This window comes from Steroidobacter flavus (assembly GCF_042651805.1).
GTDB classification, from domain to species: Bacteria; Pseudomonadota; Gammaproteobacteria; order Steroidobacterales; family Steroidobacteraceae; genus Steroidobacter; species Steroidobacter flavus.
On record NZ_JBHSDU010000003.1, the window covers coordinates 1,016,984 to 1,035,664 of the forward strand.

The 18,681-nt window shown below is 62.2% G+C and carries 13 protein-coding genes and 1 tRNA gene; 7 read left to right on the top strand and 7 right to left on the bottom strand.

Annotated elements, in window-relative coordinates; all coding sequences use genetic code 11:
- Positions 1-24: 24 nt before the first annotated feature.
- The 5 genes from ACFPN2_RS10025 (at position 25) to ACFPN2_RS10045 (ending at position 7,249) form a co-directional block, all read left to right on the top strand.
- Positions 25-360, top strand: a complete 336-nt coding sequence (locus ACFPN2_RS10025) for a hypothetical protein (RefSeq protein WP_380596472.1) — start codon at positions 25-27, stop codon at positions 358-360.
- A 91-nt stretch (positions 361-451) separates the two neighbouring features.
- Positions 452-2,764, top strand: a complete 2,313-nt coding sequence (gene secD / locus ACFPN2_RS10030) for a protein translocase subunit SecD (protein ID WP_380596473.1) — start codon at positions 452-454, stop codon at positions 2,762-2,764.
- A 27-nt stretch (positions 2,765-2,791) separates the two neighbouring features.
- The gene (locus ACFPN2_RS10035) at positions 2,792-3,511 is read left to right on the top strand and encodes a response regulator (RefSeq protein ID WP_380596474.1); all 720 of its coding nucleotides are present in this window, start codon (positions 2,792-2,794) and stop codon (positions 3,509-3,511) included.
- A gap of 226 nt (positions 3,512-3,737) precedes the next feature.
- Positions 3,738-5,657 (top strand): TonB-dependent receptor plug domain-containing protein, encoded by a 1,920-nt coding sequence (locus ACFPN2_RS10040; protein ID WP_380596475.1) that lies wholly within the window; start codon positions 3,738-3,740, stop codon positions 5,655-5,657.
- Positions 5,657-7,249: an ATP-binding protein gene (locus ACFPN2_RS10045; protein WP_380596476.1), complete on the top strand. Its 1,593-nt coding sequence runs from the start codon at positions 5,657-5,659 to the stop codon at positions 7,247-7,249. The genes ACFPN2_RS10040 and ACFPN2_RS10045 overlap by 1 nt, the downstream gene beginning before the upstream one ends.
- A 220-nt stretch (positions 7,250-7,469) precedes the next feature.
- On the opposite strand, the gene ACFPN2_RS10050 is transcribed toward ACFPN2_RS10045, so the two are convergent.
- Together ACFPN2_RS10050 and ACFPN2_RS10055 are read right to left on the bottom strand one after the other, a co-directional pair.
- Complete coding sequence (locus ACFPN2_RS10050; protein ID WP_380596477.1) at positions 7,470-8,132, bottom strand: energy transducer TonB family protein; 663 nt, start codon at positions 8,130-8,132, stop codon at positions 7,470-7,472.
- 395 nt (positions 8,133-8,527) lie between these two features.
- A tRNA-Arg gene (locus tag ACFPN2_RS10055) sits at positions 8,528-8,604 on the bottom strand.
- 576 nt (positions 8,605-9,180) lie between these two features.
- On the opposite strand from ACFPN2_RS10055, the gene ACFPN2_RS10060 reads away from it, so the two are divergent.
- Entirely contained in the window at positions 9,181-9,840 is a 660-nt protein-coding gene (locus ACFPN2_RS10060) for a TetR/AcrR family transcriptional regulator (protein ID WP_380596478.1), read from the top strand.
- Between the two features lie 26 nt (positions 9,841-9,866).
- Here ACFPN2_RS10060 and ACFPN2_RS10065 read toward each other — a convergent pair whose 3' ends face one another.
- The 3 genes from ACFPN2_RS10065 to ACFPN2_RS10075 all read right to left on the bottom strand — a co-directional run bounded on the left by ACFPN2_RS10065 (position 9,867) and on the right by ACFPN2_RS10075 (position 14,869).
- A complete protein-coding gene (locus tag ACFPN2_RS10065; protein ID WP_380596479.1) occupies positions 9,867-11,486 on the bottom strand; it encodes a GMC family oxidoreductase in 1,620 nt (539 codons plus the stop codon).
- 1 nt (position 11,487) lies between these two features.
- Positions 11,488-13,767, bottom strand: a complete 2,280-nt coding sequence (locus ACFPN2_RS10070; RefSeq protein WP_380596480.1) for a TonB-dependent receptor — start codon at positions 13,765-13,767, stop codon at positions 11,488-11,490.
- Positions 13,768-13,996: 229 nt separating this feature from the next.
- A complete protein-coding gene (locus ACFPN2_RS10075) occupies positions 13,997-14,869 on the bottom strand; it encodes an AraC family transcriptional regulator (protein WP_380596481.1) in 873 nt (290 codons plus the stop codon).
- Positions 14,870-14,970: 101 nt separating this feature from the next.
- Between ACFPN2_RS10075 and ACFPN2_RS10080 the strand changes: the two genes are divergently transcribed.
- Positions 14,971-15,957 carry an alpha/beta hydrolase gene (locus ACFPN2_RS10080; protein ID WP_380596482.1) on the top strand — a complete coding sequence of 329 codons (987 nt, stop codon included), beginning with the start codon at positions 14,971-14,973 and terminating at the stop codon, positions 15,955-15,957.
- A gap of 82 nt (positions 15,958-16,039) precedes the next feature.
- Here the strand turns inward: ACFPN2_RS10080 and ACFPN2_RS10085 are convergent, their stop codons facing one another.
- Together ACFPN2_RS10085 and ACFPN2_RS10090 are read right to left on the bottom strand one after the other, a co-directional pair.
- Complete coding sequence (locus ACFPN2_RS10085) at positions 16,040-17,266, bottom strand: amidohydrolase family protein (RefSeq protein ID WP_380596483.1); 1,227 nt, start codon at positions 17,264-17,266, stop codon at positions 16,040-16,042.
- Positions 17,263-18,663, bottom strand: coding sequence for an amidohydrolase family protein (locus ACFPN2_RS10090; RefSeq protein ID WP_380596484.1), 1,401 nt, complete (start codon positions 18,661-18,663; stop codon positions 17,263-17,265). Before ACFPN2_RS10090 ends, ACFPN2_RS10085 begins: the two co-directional genes overlap by 4 nt.
- Between the last annotated feature and the right edge of the window lie 18 nt (positions 18,664-18,681).

Consider the following 18,681-nt stretch of genomic DNA (forward strand, 5'->3'; position numbering starts at 1 on the left):
ACATCGCGGTCGCGGACTTTCAGCATGAGCGGGCCCTCGTGGCTCGCGCTCATTGCTGTGGTCTGGTGGGCGGCGCTGCTGAATCCGACGCAGGCCCGCTCGTTCGCGACCGGCATCTTCGACGGCGTCGACTCGCCTGCCGCTGTTGTTTCAGCGGATCGGCATTTGTCGTTGCAAACGAACGACCGACGCCGGGTCGACCCGGTGCGCTTCGGATATTCGCCCGCTGCCCTCGCCTCGGTCTTCACTTTCGCGCTGTCTCTCGAGCCGATTCAGTGGCTCGCGCCGACATCTCACAAGCCGGCCTCGCGACCGGCGCGCTCCCCCGCTCAACCCAGAGCGCCTCCCGCAAACACCTGAGCGGTGTCATTTCGTTCCGGTAACGGCACTGCTTCGCGCAGTGACGGCCGGCGTGCGCGCACACGTCGCGCAGATCGAGCGGGAGAGATTCATGGTTCCTTCCAAATGGAAGCTCGTGTTGTACGGGCTCGTCATCGTCATTGGTAGTTTGATTGCGTTACCCAGTCTGCTTACTTCTAAACAACTGGAGGCGTGGCCCGACTGGCTGCCGCACAAACAAGTCGCGTTGGGTCTTGATCTGCGCGGCGGCGCGCATCTGGTACTCGAGATCGATGAACGCGCCATGCAAAAGGACATCGAGGAAGAAGGTCTCGATGCTCTGGGCGCAACCGCGCGGCGGCAGTCGGCACTTCAGCAAAGCATCGAGATTGTTCGACGTCGCATCGACGCCATCGGTGTCGCGGAGCCGACCGTGCAGGCGCTGGGCACCAATCGCATCCTGGTGCAACTGCCGGGCATGCAAGATCCCGCGTCGATCCGAACTCTGTTGGGCAGCACGGCGAAGCTGACCTTTCATCGGGTCGAGTCGTGGGGTGCGCCGAGCAGAAGCGCGCCACCCATCGGCACCATCCGTGTTCCCGCGCCTGACGAGGGCATCGATTACATCTTGCAACAGCGGCCGATGCTTCAGGGCGAGCGGCTGGTCCAGGCCAACAGCGGCATCGACAATCAAACCGGTCGGCCCGTGGTGTCGTTCCGCTTCGACGACGCCGGCGCCAAGCAGTTCGCGAAAATCACCATCGATAACGTCGGACGCCAATTCGCCATCGTGCTCGACGGCAAAGTGATCAGTGCGCCGGTCATCGAGGAACCGATCATCGGCGGCTCGGGACAGATCTCGGGTAACTTCACGGCGGCCGAAACCAGCTCGCTATCCGCACTGTTGCGAGCCGGCGCGTTGCCTGTGCCGCTGCAGATCGTCGAAGAGCGAATGGTCGGGCCCGATCTTGGCAGCGACGCAATCCGCATGGGCGCGGTCACCGGCGCCGCGGGTCTGCTGTTCGTGCTCGTGTTCATGACGGTGCTGTATCGAGGCTGGGGCGTCGTTGCCAATCTGGCGCTCGTCATCAACGTTACGTTGACGCTCGCGGCTTTGACGCTACTCGGCGCCACACTCACGTTGCCGGGTATCGCGGGCATCGTGTTGGGCATTGGCCTGGCCGTGGATGCGAACGTGCTGATCAACGAGCGCATCCGGGAAGAAACACGTAATGGCAAGTCCGCCATCGCGGCACTGACCAACGGATTCGATCGGGCCTACGCGACTATCATCGATTCGAACGTCACCGCGCTGATTGCGACGGCGTTGTTGTTCTGGTTCGGTTCCGGCCCGGTGCGCGGCTTCGCGGTCACCATGGCGCTGGGCATCGCAATCTCGATGTTCACGGCAGTCACCGTCGTGAAATCGATCATGGCGATGTGGCTCAAATGGCGGCGACCGAAACAGTTCGTCATCGGCTCGCTGTTGCCCGCGCGCTGGCGCAGCGCTACGCCGAACTTCGAGTTCATGCGGGCGCGTTTCGTCGGCCTCGGCGTATCGCTGGTGTTGTCGGTCGCTTCGCTGATGCTGTTCGTCAAACCTGGCTTGAACTATGGCGTCGATTTCACCGGCGGCACGATCATCGAAGCCTCGGCACCCGCGGCCATGCAGGTCGCGGAGATTCGCGCCGGACTCGAGCAAGCAAATCTCGGCGAAGTGAGTCTTCAGCAAGCCGATGGCAATGGCACGACCGTGCTGGTCCGCATTCAACAGCAGCCAGACGCCGATGCCTCGGCGCAAACAGAGGTTGCCGAGCGCGCCAAGGCGGCCATTCTCGAGGTCGAACCGACAGCAAGCTTCGATCGAGTCGACATCATCGGCCCGAAGATCAGCGGCGAGCTGACGGATGCGGGCATCCTGGCCGTGTTGTTCGCCAGCGTCGCGATGTTCATTTACATCTGGATTCGCTTCGACTGGCATTTCGGCGTGGGCGCCATCGCGACACTGGCGCTCGATACCACCAAGATTATCGGCTTCTTCGCGCTGACCGGCCTGGAGTTCAACCTGACCGCCATCGCCGCGTTGCTGACGTTGATCGGTTACTCGGTCAACGACAAGGTCGTGGTGTATGACCGCATGCGCGAGAACCTGCGCCTGCATCCGGACATTCCGTTACGCCAGATCATCGATCGAAGCATCAACGAAACGCTGGCGCGCTCGCTGTTCACATCGGTCACCGCATTCCTTGCCATGTTGCCGATGGCGATCTGGGGTGGGGCAACAGTTGCTAGTTTCGCCGTGCCCATGGTGTTCGGCATCGTCGTGGCGGCGAGCTCGTCTGTATTCATTGCCGCGCCGATCCTGTTGTTCCTGGGCGAGCGGATCAAACATCGCCCCGCCCTTGTACAGGAGGCCACTCCATGAGTGCCGTTCCTATGGGACAATCGCGGCATGTCAGTGCCCGCCCCCAAGCCAACGCGCATCCTGCTCGTCGAAGACGATGTGCAGCTCGCGTCGCTGATCGGCGAGTACCTGCGCGAACATGAATTCCAGGTGAATGTCGACCATCGCGGCGACTCCGGGGCTGAGCGTATCTTGCGCGACGCCCCGGATCTGGTCGTGCTGGATGTATTACTGCCTGGCTTGAATGGCATGGATGTGTGTCGTCGGGTGCGCGCCGAGTATGCGGGGCCGATTCTGATGCTCACGGCGCGCGACGACGACATCGACGAAATCATCGGGCTCGAGCTGGGTGCCGACGACTACGTGAAAAAGCCGGTCGAGCCACGGGTGCTACTCGCCCGCATCCGCGCGCTGCTCCGACGCACCAGTCAAAATTCCGTCACAATTCCTTCGGAGCCGAGGTGCTTTTCGTTCGGCTCGTTCAGCATCGATCAGACAGCGCGTCGCGTGACGTTGGCGGGCGAATGCGTCGAGCTGACGACGGGTGAATTCGATCTGCTATGGCTGCTGGCCAGCGCAGCTGGCACGGTGCTGAGTCGCGACGTGATTCTCGCGAGCCTGCGCGGCATCGATTACGACGGCCTCGATCGCTCCATCGATATCGGCATCTCCCGACTGCGCGCTAAATTGCAGGACACGGCCACGCCGCCCGCGCGGATCAAGACCGTGCGGGGCAGAGGTTATTTGTTCGTGTCCGACGCCTGGTAGCCGCTCGTTACAAACCGTTACAGACGGATACCGAGACCTCACTGATCCGGCACGGCCGCTTCCCTACGCTATTCCCAATCGCCGCGCACGCGGCTTTCTTTACTTGAGGATGAAGATGCGTCTGGCCGGCCTAGCAAGACCAGTGATCGTGACCGTATGCGCCTTTGGAGCAGCAACCTCTGCAACGTACGCCGCTCAGGGAGATGAGGCGCTGGAGGAAGTCACAGTGACTTCCAAACGCATCACACGCTCGACCGAGCCCACCGCGCAAACAACGAAACTGCTTGCCGTGCCCGGCGGCTTCGGCGATCCGCTCCAGGCCATCTATAGCTTGCCCGGCGTCGTCCCGACCGAAGAAGCAGGTGGCGCGCCTGCGGTGCGCGGCTCAGGACCGGATGACAACGCATTCATCGTCGACTTCCTGCCGGCGAGCTACATCTTCCACGACTTCGGCCACAGCATTTTCAACGAGAACTTGATTCGGGATTTCGGCTTGAAAGCGGCGGGCTTCGGCTCGCGCTACGGCCGCGCCACTGGCGCCGTGTTCGATGTGAGTTTGCGCGATCCGCGCGTGCAGCCACTCAGGACCACGATTGACGCGAGCATGTTGAGAGCCGGCGCTCTGCTCGAGGGCGGCGTCGGCGAAACTCAATCGTTCTACGTCGCGGCGCGCATGAGCGTGATCGACAAGCTGCTCGAAGCCGCGGACTACGAGCCTGACGAGGAAGACGACCTCACATTCGACCAGTTCCCCAAGGATCACGACTATCAGGCGAAGTATCTGTGGCGCCTTGGCTCGTATCATCGCGTGGAAGTTTCAGCCATCGGCGCTCGCGACGAAGCAGCCGCGACCTTCGGTGCTCGCTCCGACAACGCCCTGCTCGATCCCGGCATGACCGGCCGCGCGTCGCTCGAACGAGAATTCAACAGCCAGGCGGCGCGTTGGATCTTCGAGAACGGCGCGCATCGATTGCAGACGGCCTTCGGTCACGTCGCGGAGTCGCGCCTGAACAAACAGGGTAACGGCGCCGAGTTTCTGAGCATCGACACCGACGAGTGGACCTTCCGATCTCAATATGACTTCCAGTTGTCCAAGTCGCACACGCTGGGCGCGGGCGTGGAGTATCAACAATCCACGTACGACTACGGCATCCGCGTGCGCTATCGAAGCTGCTCGATTTTCTCTCCCGAGTGCGAGACCGAGCATGGCGAACTGACCGAAGCCAACGACGAGCAGGAAATCAAAACCGCCGATGCCTTTCTCGAAGACATCTGGACGCTCGCACCCGGCCTCACTCTGACGAGCGGCGTGCATTTCGCACGCAACGAATATCTCGACGAGTCGCACGCGGAGCCTCGCGTCGCCGCTCAGTGGCAAATCAATCCGGCGCTGGAGCTGCATGCCTCGTGGGGCAAATATCATCAGCTGCCCGAGATCGATCAGATCGTGCCCATCTTCGGCAACCCGGCGCTGGAATCGCCTGAAGCCGTGCACTATGTGTTCGGCGGCACGGTTCGACCCTTCCGGTTGTGGTCGATCACGGCCGATGTGTACTACAAGGATCTGAGCAAAGTCGCAGTCGACGTGCCCGCCCCGACATTGTATGTAAATGAAGCAACCGGCAAAGCGTATGGCGCCGAAATCCTGGTGAATCGGGATCGCGGCGATCGTTGGTACGGCTGGCTGTCGGTCAGCGCCGCGAAGACCGAGCGTCGCAACGAACTCACGGGCGAATCGATTCCGTTCGATTACGACGTGCCGGTGGTCGCGAACCTGGTGCTCAACTATCGCATCAACGCCCATTGGGAAGCCGGCTTGCGCTGGAATCTGCGCAGCGGCATGCCCTACACGCCCATCGTCGGTAACAAGCCGAACCCGGATTATCCTGGCTATTACCTGCCGGTGTACGGCGAGCTCAACAGCGAACGCGCCAAGGCGTATCACCGCCTCGACCTGCGCATCGAGCGCAAGTTCGATTACGGCCGCGTCGAAGGCAGCTATTATCTGGACATCATCAATGCGTACGCGCGCAAGAACGGCGGTGCCGTGAGATACGAAGCAATCGCAGGCTCGTCCGAGTACAAGCTGGAAGAGGAAGAAAGCTTGCCGTTCTTCCCGTCGTTCGGCATCAAGATCTCGTTCTGATGCGTCGACTGCTCCTGTCGCTGTACGTGGTCATCGTCGCCGCGACCGTCGGCTCGGTGCTGAGCTTCGGCTGGCTGTGGACTCACGGGTTGCGGACCGAACTGGCCCGCAGCGCCGAGCAGACGGCGCTCGGCGCTCAATCCATCATTGAAAGCGAGGTGCACGGTGTACCGGTGGCGCAGTGGCCGGAGCGCATCGAAGCCATCCGGCCGCATTTCGGCTACGAGGTGAGACTGTTCAAGCTCGGCGACATCGAGGGCTCCGAGCGCAACCGTCACCGCCTCCAGCAAGGCCTGCCTGCGCTGGATGAAGGCAACGAAATCCGCTACATGCTGCTGCCACTGCGCGGCTCGGACTACGTCGTCCGGGTCGGCATCGAGGAGCAACCTCAGGAAACCGCGATACGAAGTGTCGAAGGCTTCTTCTATTTGATGGAGCGGCACCTCGCCCCTCTCTCTTCCCAAGAGCGCATCGAGTGGCTGCAAGCGAGGGAGCGGGAGGTCAAGTACCCGATTCGCAGCGTGCCGCTCACCGAGATCCCTGATGAAGCGTCCCGCAGTCGCGTGCGGGCGGGCGAGCTCGTCGTGTTGGACTTCGAGACGCCGGAGGAGCGCTACTACAAACAACTGGCCGGCGAAGATCGCGCCCTGCAGCTGGGCCCGTTTCCTCGCTACTTTCTGGAACGAATCATCGAGTACCTGATCTGGGTGCTGCTTGCCTCGACGCTGGGCGGGGCGTTGTATTTCTGGGCCCGGCCGCTGTGGCGAGACATGCTGGCGCTGGAGCGCGGTGCGAACGCCATCGGCCAAGGCAAGCTCGATACGCGCGTGACCGTCTCGACACGCTCGGCAATTCGCGGCGTCGCCGATACGTTCAACAGCATGGCGCAACGAGTCCAGGAGCTCCTGAGAGCGCAGAAAGAAACGACCGATGCGGTCTCACACGAGCTGCGAACACCGATCTCGCGGATGCGCTTCGGTGTCGAAATGCTCGAGCGCACGACGGTCGCCGAAGACCGCGAACGCTATCTGCAGACGATGCGCAACTCGCTGGACGAGCTGGAAGCGCTGGTCGATGAATCTCTCACCTACTCCCGACTGACCAGCGCCGCGCGCCGGCTGTCACCGCAAGTCGTCAACCTTGCGGACTGGCTTGCGGAGATCGTCGATGACGCCCAGCAATTCGCCGGCGACATTCGGTTGCTCAGCAACGTTCAGCCGGAGAATGCGGTCGCGAATCTGGATGCCAAGCTGGTCGCACGAGCGTTGAAGAACATTATTCGCAATGCCTTGCGCCACGCGCGCACGACGGTGAAGGTCGTAATCCACCAGGACGCGCAGCACACGAGCTTCATCGTCGAGGACGACGGTCCGGGCATTCCTGCCGAACAACGCGCGGCGATCTTCGAGCCCTTCTATCGCATCGACAACAGCCGTCAACGCGGATCAGGCGGTCACGGCTTGGGACTGGCCATCGTGCAACGGATTTGCGATTGGACGAACGCGGAGATCAGCGTCGAGGATTCGCGGCTCGGCGGTGCGTTGTTCAGACTGCGCTGGAAGACGAGCGAGATTACGCGAGTGAATCTATAGCCGCTTGCTTTGCTTTCGCTTCGCCGGGCGAGTTGTTCTCGCACCGAGCACGGATCGTAAGCTCGCCGCCTGCGTCTCCAGATATTGCCAGAGCTGATTCGCGACCGGCCCTTGCGGCCGATCTCGTCTTCGCGCCACGACCAGCTCTTCCGTCGCACCGGGCAAATGACGGCCGGCAATCGAGAGCGGCCGAACGAATATATGCAAACCGTGCTCGACTTTATCGGAAGCGGCCGTTGCGAATGAAGAACTCGACGGGGATGACCAGTTCGATACGCTCGCCCTCGACGCTTTCGGGCGGGCTGGGCAAGGGACTCGCACGGTGCGCGAGCTGTACCGCTTCCTCGTCGAGCATCCGAATGCCCACGGAGCGTTCGATGCGTGCGTCCAGCACCCGGCCGGTACGATCTATGGTGATGTGAACATAAACCGTGTCTTCGTCCTTGTGGCGGAGTGCCGCCGCCGGATATCGCTTCTTGCGCTCGAGCGCCGCGAGCACCTGCGCTTCCCACGTCTGCTCGGCCTGGCTCAGCTCGACGCCACTGCCTCGAGTCTGTGTCGGTGGCTCCGGATCACTGGGCAAACTCGGCTGATCGGGCGACTCCACCAACTCCGTTGCGTCGTCGGATTCGTCCTGAATGTGGATGGAGTTCATCAGCTCCGCATCGTTGGGAAGCGATGGCGCCGCCGGCGGCTGGATCTTGATGGGCGCGAAGGGCGTCACTTGTGGCAACCGAACCGACAAGGGCGGCTCGGGAGCGGGCGGCGTCGAAATGAACCGAACTTCCAGGGCCGAAGCTTGCGGTTCCTTGCTCGGACTGCTGAGTAAATGACCGAAGGCGACTGTCCCCACCAACCCAAGGTGGAATGCCACGGACAGCACGGACGCCACGAGTCTTTGGACGCGCGAATGCGCCTGACACATCGGAGCTGGATCTCGCCCGTTCATTTGATCGGCGCTGGAGGCTACCCAACGATGTTGAAGGACCTGTGTCGCTATTACGACTGGATCAAGACATCGTAGCCGCCGTATTGACGACGCAATGGTGCATTCGAAGCCGTCAGCACCGCAGGACGCGACAACACTCGCGTCAAGCTGAACCAAACATCGCGGATTCACCGGGCGAAGATGCTATCTGTCTTCTGCGCTCACGATATCTCACACGCGACAAAAAAAATCACGCGATCAAAAACGGGGTGAGATTCGAAACAGCGCAAGCGTTCGCGCTGATGTTGTCGCGAGGTGCGCGAGTGAAGTGGCAAGCGAAGGGAGGAGAATGGCGCGCCCGGAGAGATTCGAACTCCCGACCTCATGGTTCGTAGCCATGCGCTCTATCCAACTGAGCTACGGGCGCAGCACTGATTTGGCCGACGGCTCGCAGCCGCCCATCCGTCCGCCGCGACCTTGGGCCGCTCATTCGCATGAGCCGGATCCCGGGGGCGGCAGGGCCATTCGCACACGGGGCTGGAGCCGGCGGCCGTTTCGGGGCCATCGCGGCGCTCGGGGTTTTCCGTAGCAGGATCAGTAAGTTACCGACGCCTGCCCACCCTTTGCCAACCATCCGCTGACGTTCTCGGACGCATCCGGGTTACCGGACTGTCGCCGCGAGGGCGCGCATCCTACCACAACAATCGGCAGATGCAGCTACTCGTGTATTGGTAAGCAGCAAATTCTTCGCGCCGCCCGGGCGGGCCCATTCACGCCCGGGCGACGGGCACTCTCGCCATCGGCGCAGGCCCAACCTCGACCGCGAGCACAGCGCTGAACACATTCGAGTGTCGGCGATCTGTACATTTGTATAGTCGGTGGCGCTAGCCGAATTTTCCGACAGCAATACATCACAGCGATTGATTGCGATGCCTGTCGTTCTGCCTCATCATTCACCCGCTTTTTTGCACGAGTTTGCTGAGGGAAGATTATGGCTGCGCGGGTGAGCGCCTCGAAGGCAAATAAGAAAACCGAAGTGCAGTCGCACAAGCATGAATTACGAACCGAGGTTCAGGAATTCAAGCGGCGGCGGATTCTGGAGCAGTCACGCGAATTGTTTTTCGCGCAGGGCTATGAAGCGACCACTCTCGATACTATCGCCGCCGAGCTGAAAGTCACCAAGCCGTTTCTTTATTCCTACTTCCGGAACAAGAGCGAGATCCTCAACGCCATTTGTGAGATCGGCATTCGCTCGCCGCTGGCCGCGCTCGACGAAGCACTGTCGACCAAGTTGCCACCCGGGGAAAAGCTGCGGCTGGCGATCGAGCGCGTCACCTCGGCGGTGCTGCAAAATCAGCAGTGCATCGTGGTCTATCGGCGCGAGGAGATGAATCTCGAGCCTGACGAGTGGCAGCTGCTGGCGAAGCTGAAATCGGAGTTCGATCACAAGCTGTCGTCGTTGCTGGTGGAAGGCGCGAAGCGCGGCGAGTTCGCCTTCGACGATCCGGACTTCACCGCGCTGTCGATTGCCGGCCTGCTCACCTGGGCGGCACTGTGGTGGCGGCCGATGGGTCGCTGGTCGCAGACCGACGTGGTCATGCACATGATCCGGAATGTGGAGCGCATGGTCGGTCGCAAGGCACGCCCCACCGGCGCGACCTGACTGTAATATCGACTGACAAGCGCTGTTTATTTCGTGCCGACCACGAAGGCCGAGGCGCGCTCCGCGATCATCATGGTCACGCCGTTGGTATTGCACGAAGGCAGACAGGGCATGACCGCGGCATCGATCACCCGCAGTTGCCGAATGTTCTTCACTCGCAGCTCGGGATCGACCACGGACTGTGGATCATCGACCGCGCCCATCCGGCACGTGCCGACCGGGTGATACATCGCGAACGCGCCGGCGCGCACATAAGCTTCCCACTGCTCATCGGTGCTCACGGCCTCGCCGGGCAGATATTCCTTTTGCACGCGGTCCCGCAGTGTCGGGGAGCTGAAAATATTGCGCATGACCCGTGCGCCGTCGATCAACGTTCGAACGTCGGCGTCGGCACCTACTAATGAATGATCGATGACGGGCGCGTCCTGCGGATGCGGCGAGCGCAGCCTGATCGAGCCGCGCGATTCCGGTCGGCTGACATTCACCGCCAGGCTTACACGGTTGGCCTCGGCCAGCAGCACTTTGTCCGCCGTGACTTCATAGCCCAACGGTTGAAAGTGTATCTGCGCGTCGAACGCCGGCAGCCCGGGCCGCGTGCGGAAAAACACGCCCACATGAGAGATCGGCGAAGTGCCTGGCCCTCGCCGGAGCAACGCGAACTGCAGAGCTCGCAGGGCGAAGCGCCATCGTGAATGCGCTTCGACATTCATCGTGCGCATCGTCACGTCGTAGCTGAGGATGATGCCCGGATGCTCCTGGAGATTGCGCCCCACGCCGGGCAGATCGTTCACGCAAGCGATGCCCTGGCGTTCCAGCTCCGCGCGCGGACCGATCCCGGACAACATCAGTATCTTCGGCGAGCCGATCGTTCCCGCCGCGATCAGCACTTCGCGACGAGCACGCGCCAGCTTGGCGACGCCGTAATGATTGAACTCCACCGCCTCCGCGACGTTATTTCGGACCCGCACGCGACACACGAAAGCGCGCTTCAACAATTGCAGTTTCTTGTGCTCGCCGATGGGACGCAAATACCCGCGCGCAGCACTACAGCGCAGCCCGCCCCATTGAGTTGCCTGGTAGTAACCGACACCTTCCTGGACCGGGCCGTTGAAATCGTCGTTTCGTGGAATGCCGGCGGCGACGCAGGCATCGATGAACAAACGATTGAACGGATGCGTGACGCGCAGATTCGCGACACCCAGCAGACCTTTGTCGGAGTGGTACTGGCTGGCGCCGTTCTCGTTGCGTTCGGAGCGCAGGAAAAATGGCAGCACGTCGGCAAAGCTCCAGCCGGTTGCGCCCTGCTGTACCCAGCGATCGTAATCGGCGGGGTTACCGCGCAAGTAGATCATTCCATTGATCGAGCCGCTGCCGCCAAGCACTTTGCCCGACGGCCAGTTGTCGATACGACCGTTGCGCGATGGATCGGGCTCGGTCTCGTATTTCCAATCGTACTGAGGATTGCCGACCAGCTTCGCGGAACCCGCGGGCACATACACCGCGGCGTGACGATCGTCGCCACCCGCTTCGAGCAAGATCACGCTATAGCCTGCATCGATGAGCCGGCGCGCAGCCACGCAACCTGCGGAGCCGCCACCTGCGATTACGTAATCGGCTTCTAATGTTTCGGCGGGATCGTGATTCACGTTAGAACGATTTGGTGAACTGGACGCCATAGCTGCGCGGCGCGCCGAAGCGGGAGAATACATCGCCCAGGAACGGGATGGCGTCGAGACGATACAACTCGTCCGTCAAATTCTTACCAAACAACGCGACTTCCCATTGCTCCGAGCGCGACTGGACGGCCACTCGCGCATCGAGCAGCCCGTAGGAATCTTCGAACACCGTATTCTCGACCAGCCACGGCATCTCATCCTGCCATTGATATTCGACGCGCGTATCGAGCAACAGATCGCTGCTGATCGGCAGCGTGTAATCGGCGCCGCCGGTAAAGCGGAACTCCGGCGTGCGCGCCAGGCGATTACCCGACAGGTCGTTGCCGGCCGAGTCGATGAAGTCACGATACTCCGAATCCAGATACGATCCGCTCAACCACAACTGCAACGTCGCCACCGGCCGCAGCTGCAGCTCCAGCTCGATGCCATCGATTCGCGCCGACGCGGCGTTATCGATGATCAACGACAACCCTGCGTCGTCGAGCTGTTCCACCTGCAGGTCATCGAAAGAGGTATGGAAGACCGCGATATTGGCAAGCACGCGCCCGTCGGCCCAGCGAGTCTTCGCGCCAATCTCATAGGTCCAGGCGATTTCCGGATCGTAAGGAAGCAATGCAGCCGCCTCCGTTCCGGGCTTGCCCTGCCATCCGCCGCCTTTGAAGCCGCGCGCCGCGCTTACATACAACAGCGCGTCCTCGCTGGCACGCCAGTCGAGGCTGGCCTTGGGCGTGAATTCGCTCCAGCTCTTACTGGTACGAATGTCCCAGAACTCCGCACCGAGCGGCGCCACGCAATAGATGAAGTCAGGTTGCGCGCCGAAGTCCAGGCATTCGGACCGGTTGCGATAGTCCTTGTCGTCGTAGGTGTAGCGACCGCCCACGGTCAATGACAGCGCGTCGGTCATCGCCCAGCTCAGTTCGCCATAGACGGCGGAGCTCTTGGTGATGTTTTCCTGATCGTAGATGAACTGGCCGTCGAGGATGTCGCCGACGCTGCCCGGCCCCAGCACCGACAGAAACGACGTTGCGATGCTGTTGTCGATGATGTCGGTGTCTTCGCGCAGGAAATATAAACCCGCCACCCAGCGCAGGGCGCCCTCGCCGTCCGAGCTCAAGCGCAAATCCTGAGTGATACCGACGTACTTCTCGCGCTGACCATTGGCCGCGTCGGTCAACGACGGCGGCGAGCGCGTGCCCACCAAGGAATAGCGGCCGTTGAAGTCACCGTAACGGACGGCGGAAAGATATGTCAGCGTGCGACCGGCACCGAGCCGATAGTCGAAGCGTGCTGTGAGCCCGGCGGTGTCTTGATCTTCCCACTGAGTCCACGGCGCATCGCTCTCGCGCACATTGCTGCTGAGCAGACCCGACCCGACGACCGCTCCCACTGCCGGCACAGAAGGGTCGTCGACCGCTCGCCGCGACTGACCCTGGCTCTCGTTGTGACTGAAATCGGCGATGACGTCGATGTCGAGTGCATCCGTCGGCTGAAACAACAGCGAGCCGCGCACCGCGTAGCTGTCCTGATCGTCGAGCCGTTCACCGAGCAAGGTATTTTGGGAATAGCCGTCGTGCTTGCGATAGTAGACCGCTGCCCGGCCCGCGACGGAATTGCTCAACGCGCCTGTGACATAGGCCGAGCCTTCCCATAAATCGCGCCCGCCGAAGACATCGAACTGTCCGTAAGAAACGGCCACCCGCGCCGATGTTTCATCGCTCGGCCGGGCGGCGATCAGGTTGACGGCACCGCCGACCACATTCTTGCCATACAGCGTGCCCTGCGGGCCGCGCACGACTTCGACCCGCTCCAGATCGAACAGCGGCGGGGTTGCCGTGCCCCGGCGCCCGACATAAACCTCGTCGATGAATGTTCCCACCGAAGGCTCGGCCGCCGATCCGGTCAATCGCAGGGTGCCGATGCCGCGAATCACAACTTCTTGTTGATTGCCGATCTGTTGACCGAACGTGAAGCTCGGCGTGCGCGTCGCCACTTCGGCGAGGTCAGTGATCCCCGCTTTGCGCAGGGCTTCATCGGACAGCACGCTCACCGCGACCGGCACATCCTGCAACCGCTCATCGCCGCGTCGGCGGGCGCTGACCAGGACTTCTTCGATCTGGCCGGTGTCGATCGCTGCTTGTGTTGACGTATTTTCAGCGAGCGCCGGAGTCGCGCCCAGCAGCCAAAGCATGGGCAGCGCAACAGCCCGGGGATCTAACAAACAAATCCTGTCATCCCCAGTCGTGCTGCTCATGTGAACTCCTTTCGACATCCCCGCCGGCGCGGGGGTCGCGACTATATGATCGGTCGGCCGCCACGTACAAGCGCGCGATGATCGCAAGCGATCAAGGAGTCGTCCGTTGGGTGTTTCCCGGATGCCGGGTGCGGCTCTATTCGTGCCAGTCGTTGCGCACGTTGCGGGCGGCCAGCAGGTAGCCCACCATCGCGGGAACGTTTGCTATCAGCACGGCCGAGACCCGGCGTCAGGTTTGTTCGCTAATGTATCGGGTCGGGGCGGCGCCGAACGCCTTGCGGAACATGGCGGTGAACGCGCTTGGGCTGTTGTAACCGACATCGAAGGCGACGGCGGTCACGGGCTCGCCGGTCGCGAGACGTGACATCGCTTCCATCAGTCGCACATGTTGCCGCCAGGTGGCAAAGCTCATCTGCGTCTCGCGACGAAACATTCGAGTGAACGTGCGACGCCCCATGCCGGCGACGCGCGCCCAATCGTCCAACGTATCGGCGTGCGCCGGATCTTCGAGAATCGCGCGACACACTTTGAGCAGGCGAGGATCCAGCGGCATCGAGATGTCGAGCGGAATGCTCGGCGCGCTCGCGATCTCGTCCAGGATCAGTTGCATCACGCGACCGTCGCGACCTTGCTCGTCGTATTCGATCGGCATGCGAACCGCGGCGATGATCAACTCACGCAACAGGTCGGACACTTCGAACACGCGGCAGGCTTCGGGCAGATCGCCCCGAACGCGCTCGTCGATGTAGAGCGTCCGCACCGACACATGACCGCGACAGGCCATCTCGTGCGCGACGCCGCTCGGAATCCACAACGCCCGCTGCGGCGGCAGGATGTAGCTGGCGTGATCGGTCGTGACTGACGCCACGCCAGAGATCGAGTACAGCACCTGGGCGCGCTTGTGCGAGTGGCGCTCCTGGATGGTGCCCGACTCGTATTCATCCGCGAGCGCAGCAACTGGACGCGGCACGTCCTGATAGTCGATGCTTCGCGTGCTACGAGGGGGCGTGCTGGCGGCCGCGTCATTGGACGCCGGCGCACGAGTGAGTGAGCCTTTGACAGCGCTTCGGCGCTGGCCCGGACGAGATGAATGTTGCTCCATGGGCGACGGCACACCAGTGGCTGATTGCTAGCTTCCCCAGACAGGCAGTGATACCACAAAATCGGCCGGCCAAACATTGCGCCGGCACGGAGCCCATGCCATTGGACGATTCAACCAGCACAGCACTCTCGGCGCGCGGTGCCGATCTCGATCCCGACATTCGCCAGTTCATCGCCACTGTCGGCGCGGCGTACGCCAGTTACCCGGATTTCAACAACTTACCGCTGCCCGAAATGCGACGCGCCTGCGAACACGTGCGTGCGCCGTGGGCGGCCGGCGGTCCGGTCATGGCCGAGCGCATCGAGCACACCGTGCCCACGCCAGTGGGAGCGGTGCGTGTGCGCATCCACAACCCGTCTTCGCGCGCAGAGAAGGCTGCGCTCCTCTACATGCATGGCGGCGGCTGGACCACGTTTAGCATCGACACCCACGACCGCCTGATGCGCGAATACGCCGCTCGCGCTGATATCGTTGTCATCGGCGTCGACTACGCCCTGTCGCCCGAAGCGAAATTCCCCGTGGCCCAGCAGCAAATCGCCTCGGCGGTGCGCTGGGTTCGGGAGCAAAGTGGCGAGCTGGGCATTCATCGCGACCGCATCGCTTTGGGTGGCGATTCGGCGGGCGGCAATCTCGCAATCACGACAGCATTGAGACTGCGCGACGAAGGCGAGGCGAATGCGGTCCACGCGGTCGTAACGAACTACGCGGTGACGGATATCTACAGCGAGCCGGAAGCGCTTCAACGCTACGGCTACGAAGGCTACATGCTCGCTGCCGAAGAAATGCCCAGGTACTGGGACAACTATCTGCGCAGCCGAGATGAAGCGAACAATCCGCTCGTGTGTCCGGTGCTCGCCGATCTGCGCGGATTGCCGCCGGTGTTCATGGTCATTCCCGAGTGCGACATCCTCACCGAACAGAACTGGCGGCTTGCCGAGCAACTCAAGCAAGCCGGCGTGAGCGTCACGACATCGTTCTATAAAGGCGCGTCACACAGTTTCCTGGAAGCGATGTCGATCTCCGCCCTCAGCAACCGCGCGATCGATGACACCGCGCGGTGGCTGAAGGAAACGTTGGAGCCGCGCTAGCAATCACAGCCAGTGCGCGGCCTCGCCGGCGCGCACTGAGCGTTACTGCCGATGCGCAGCCTCGCCTGCACACATCGAGCACTCATTGTCGAAGTGCCTTGACCGCCGGCATATAACGATCGCGCAGCTCGGTCTGACGCGTCGTCAGCGAGACTTCCCTGCCTTGAACGAGAACGGTGGTCGGCGCGGACGACGGCTCGAGCGGATCGCCGTCCCAGATGACAACGTCGGCGTCCTTCCCGGGCGCCAGCGTTCCAAAGCGATCGGCAATCCCATAGATCTCCGCCGGCGCACTGATGATGGAGCGCAGGCCGTCGACATAAGACATGCCGTTCGCAACTGCCAAGCCCGCGCCTTCGCGAATCGACAATCCTGCGTTGTAACTTTGCACGCCGTCGAGACTCATCGCGACCGTGACGCCCGCCTTGCGAAGTAACGCGGGGTTATCCAAACGCGCCCCCAGCTCGTCGAACGACGCCGGCAGATTGGACATCGGGTCGGCGATCACAGCGATCTTCGCAGCGGCCAACTCATCCGCCACTCGCCACCCTTCGGCACCGCCGACGATGACGACGCGAATGCCATACTCACGCGTCAGTCGGACAGCCTGACGCAAATCGGATTCTCGATTCGTGCTGATGACGAGCGGCACTTTGCCCTGAACGATGGACTCGAGCGCAATGCTGTCCGCAGTGCGCGTCGCAGTTGGACTCGCCGCTTTCGCTGTATCGAGCGCCGTTCTGAGCAACTGCCACTGCGCCGACCGCGAGCCCACGGTGGAGTTGGCGCTGCGATTGCTGATCGTGACGAACACCGCCATGCGCGGCTGCTCGACCACATCACCACCATCAAACAAATGCAACAGCGACGCTGACCCTGCGAATGGCGGCGTGTTGCTCGAACTCGGATAACTCAACGCGCGAGTGACGCCATCGGCGCGAGCCAGATCGATCAGCACGGAATTCGGATTGATGGCGTACTGCACGTCGAAGCCCGCGCCCGGTGCGCCGGCCTTCGCTGCATGATCGACCGTCTCCGCCGCCGAGCTGACTTCGATCAAGCCGAGCCGGGTCGCGGGATGCATCAACCCCGGCGTCACGATCTTGCCGCCCGCATCGATGACTCGCATGCTGGCCGGCGGTGGCGTCGGACTCACCGAAGCGATCTTGCCGTCCCTGATGACGATGGTCGCGTTATCGATCGGCGTGTCGGAAGTCAGCGTCCACGCCTTGGCGCTGACGATCGAGAGATTCTGCGCGGAAGCAGCGGCGCTCAGCAGAAGCAACGCGGCGAATGTTTGTAATTTCATTGACGGCCTCCCATCTCCGGGCGGCCCAGCCCGAAATCGGATTCTGGCGAGCGCGCGGGCTCGGCGCTGTCGTAGACCTGGGCTCCGTCGATGAACACTCGATCCGCCTTGGTATAAATAGAGAAAGGATCGCCCGACCACAGCACCAGGTCGGCATTGAAGCCGGCAGCAATCGTGCCGATACGATCACCCAAGCGCAGCACCTTCGCGGGCACGCTCGTGACCCAGGTGATGACGTGTTCGGGCGGCAGATTCAATCCACCGCGTCGACCCGCACCCGCAGCCTTGGCCGCTTCGATCTGCAAACGCTGCCCGACGACGGGCGAATCCGAATGCATCATCGTGCACACCCCTGCTGCATCCGACATGGCCGCGTTCTCGCGAATGGAGTCTTGCAGCTCCATCTTGAAGCCCCACCAGTCCGACCACACGGCAACGCAGGTGCCCGCTCGTTTCAACTCCGCCGGAATCTTGTACGCCTCGGTCGCGTGATGAAATGCGGCGATCTTGAAACCGAACTCCTGCGCCACGCCCATCATCGCGGACATGTCGCTCGCCCGGTAACAATGCATGTGAACGGGAATGTCGCCGTCGAGGACGGCAGCCAGCGTGTCGAGTTTCAAATCTCGTTGCGGCGGCTTCTTGCTCTTGCCGCGCGAGTACTGGCGCCACTCTTCGCGATATTCCTGCGCGCGTAGCAGCGCTTCTCGGATGATGGCGATCTCGCCCTGACGACTGTTGGGCGCCTCGTCCTTGTCACCGAAGAAGCTCTTGGCGTTCTCACCGCAGCTCATCTTCAACGCTTGCACGGCGCCGGGAAATTTCATCGCCCGCACATTGGTCGCGGGCACCGGCTTCACGACCACGGAGCGGCCAGCGAACAACGGCGTCGAGCCAGGCAGCACTTGAATCGTCGTCACGCCACTGCGTAACGCCACGGCGAAGGCAGGATCTTGTGGATTCACTGCGTGCTCGACCCACGTGTCGGCGACGTTCGGATCGCTGGTCTCGGACACATCCGATGCCTTGCGATCGAGCGACGTGAGCGGCAACACGTACGTGCCGTTGTGACTGTGAATGTCGATGATGCCGGGCGTGACCCAACGCCCCTTCCCTTGCACGACGGTCACGTTGTCTCTGGGCAACCCATGCCCGACGGCGGCGATGCGCCCGTCGCGCAATAGGATCTCGCCTTGATCCATGCGACCGCCGGCGCCGTCGAGAATCGTCACATCGACGATCAGCGTGTCGGTCCGCGGCAGCGATTGATAGGTACTAGGATAGGGATCGATGGTGAAAGGCGGCTCGGGCCTCGCGGCCTGCAAGCTCGTTCCGGCAAAAGCGGCAATCAACACCACACCGACGTGGCCCAGGCCACGGAACAAACGTTTTGTCATCAAGCCTTCCAGTGATCG

Excerpts from the sequence above, each read along its gene's own strand:
- ACFPN2_RS10025 (WP_380596472.1), top strand. The coding sequence starts at position 25 with ATGAGCGGGCCCTCGTGGCTCGCGCTCATTGCTGTGGTCTGGTGGGCG.
- secD (WP_380596473.1), top strand. The coding sequence starts at position 452 with ATGGTTCCTTCCAAATGGAAGCTCGTGTTGTACGGGCTCGTCATCGTC.
- ACFPN2_RS10035 (WP_380596474.1), top strand. The coding sequence starts at position 2,792 with ATGTCAGTGCCCGCCCCCAAGCCAACGCGCATCCTGCTCGTCGAAGAC.
- ACFPN2_RS10045 (WP_380596476.1), top strand. The coding sequence starts at position 5,657 with ATGCGTCGACTGCTCCTGTCGCTGTACGTGGTCATCGTCGCCGCGACC.
- ACFPN2_RS10070 (WP_380596480.1), bottom strand. The coding sequence starts at position 13,767 with ATGAGCAGCACGACTGGGGATGACAGGATTTGTTTGTTAGATCCCCGG.
- ACFPN2_RS10075 (WP_380596481.1), bottom strand. The coding sequence starts at position 14,869 with ATGGAGCAACATTCATCTCGTCCGGGCCAGCGCCGAAGCGCTGTCAAA.
- ACFPN2_RS10085 (WP_380596483.1), bottom strand. The coding sequence starts at position 17,266 with ATGAAATTACAAACATTCGCCGCGTTGCTTCTGCTGAGCGCCGCTGCT.
- ACFPN2_RS10090 (WP_380596484.1), bottom strand. The coding sequence starts at position 18,663 with ATGACAAAACGTTTGTTCCGTGGCCTGGGCCACGTCGGTGTGGTGTTG.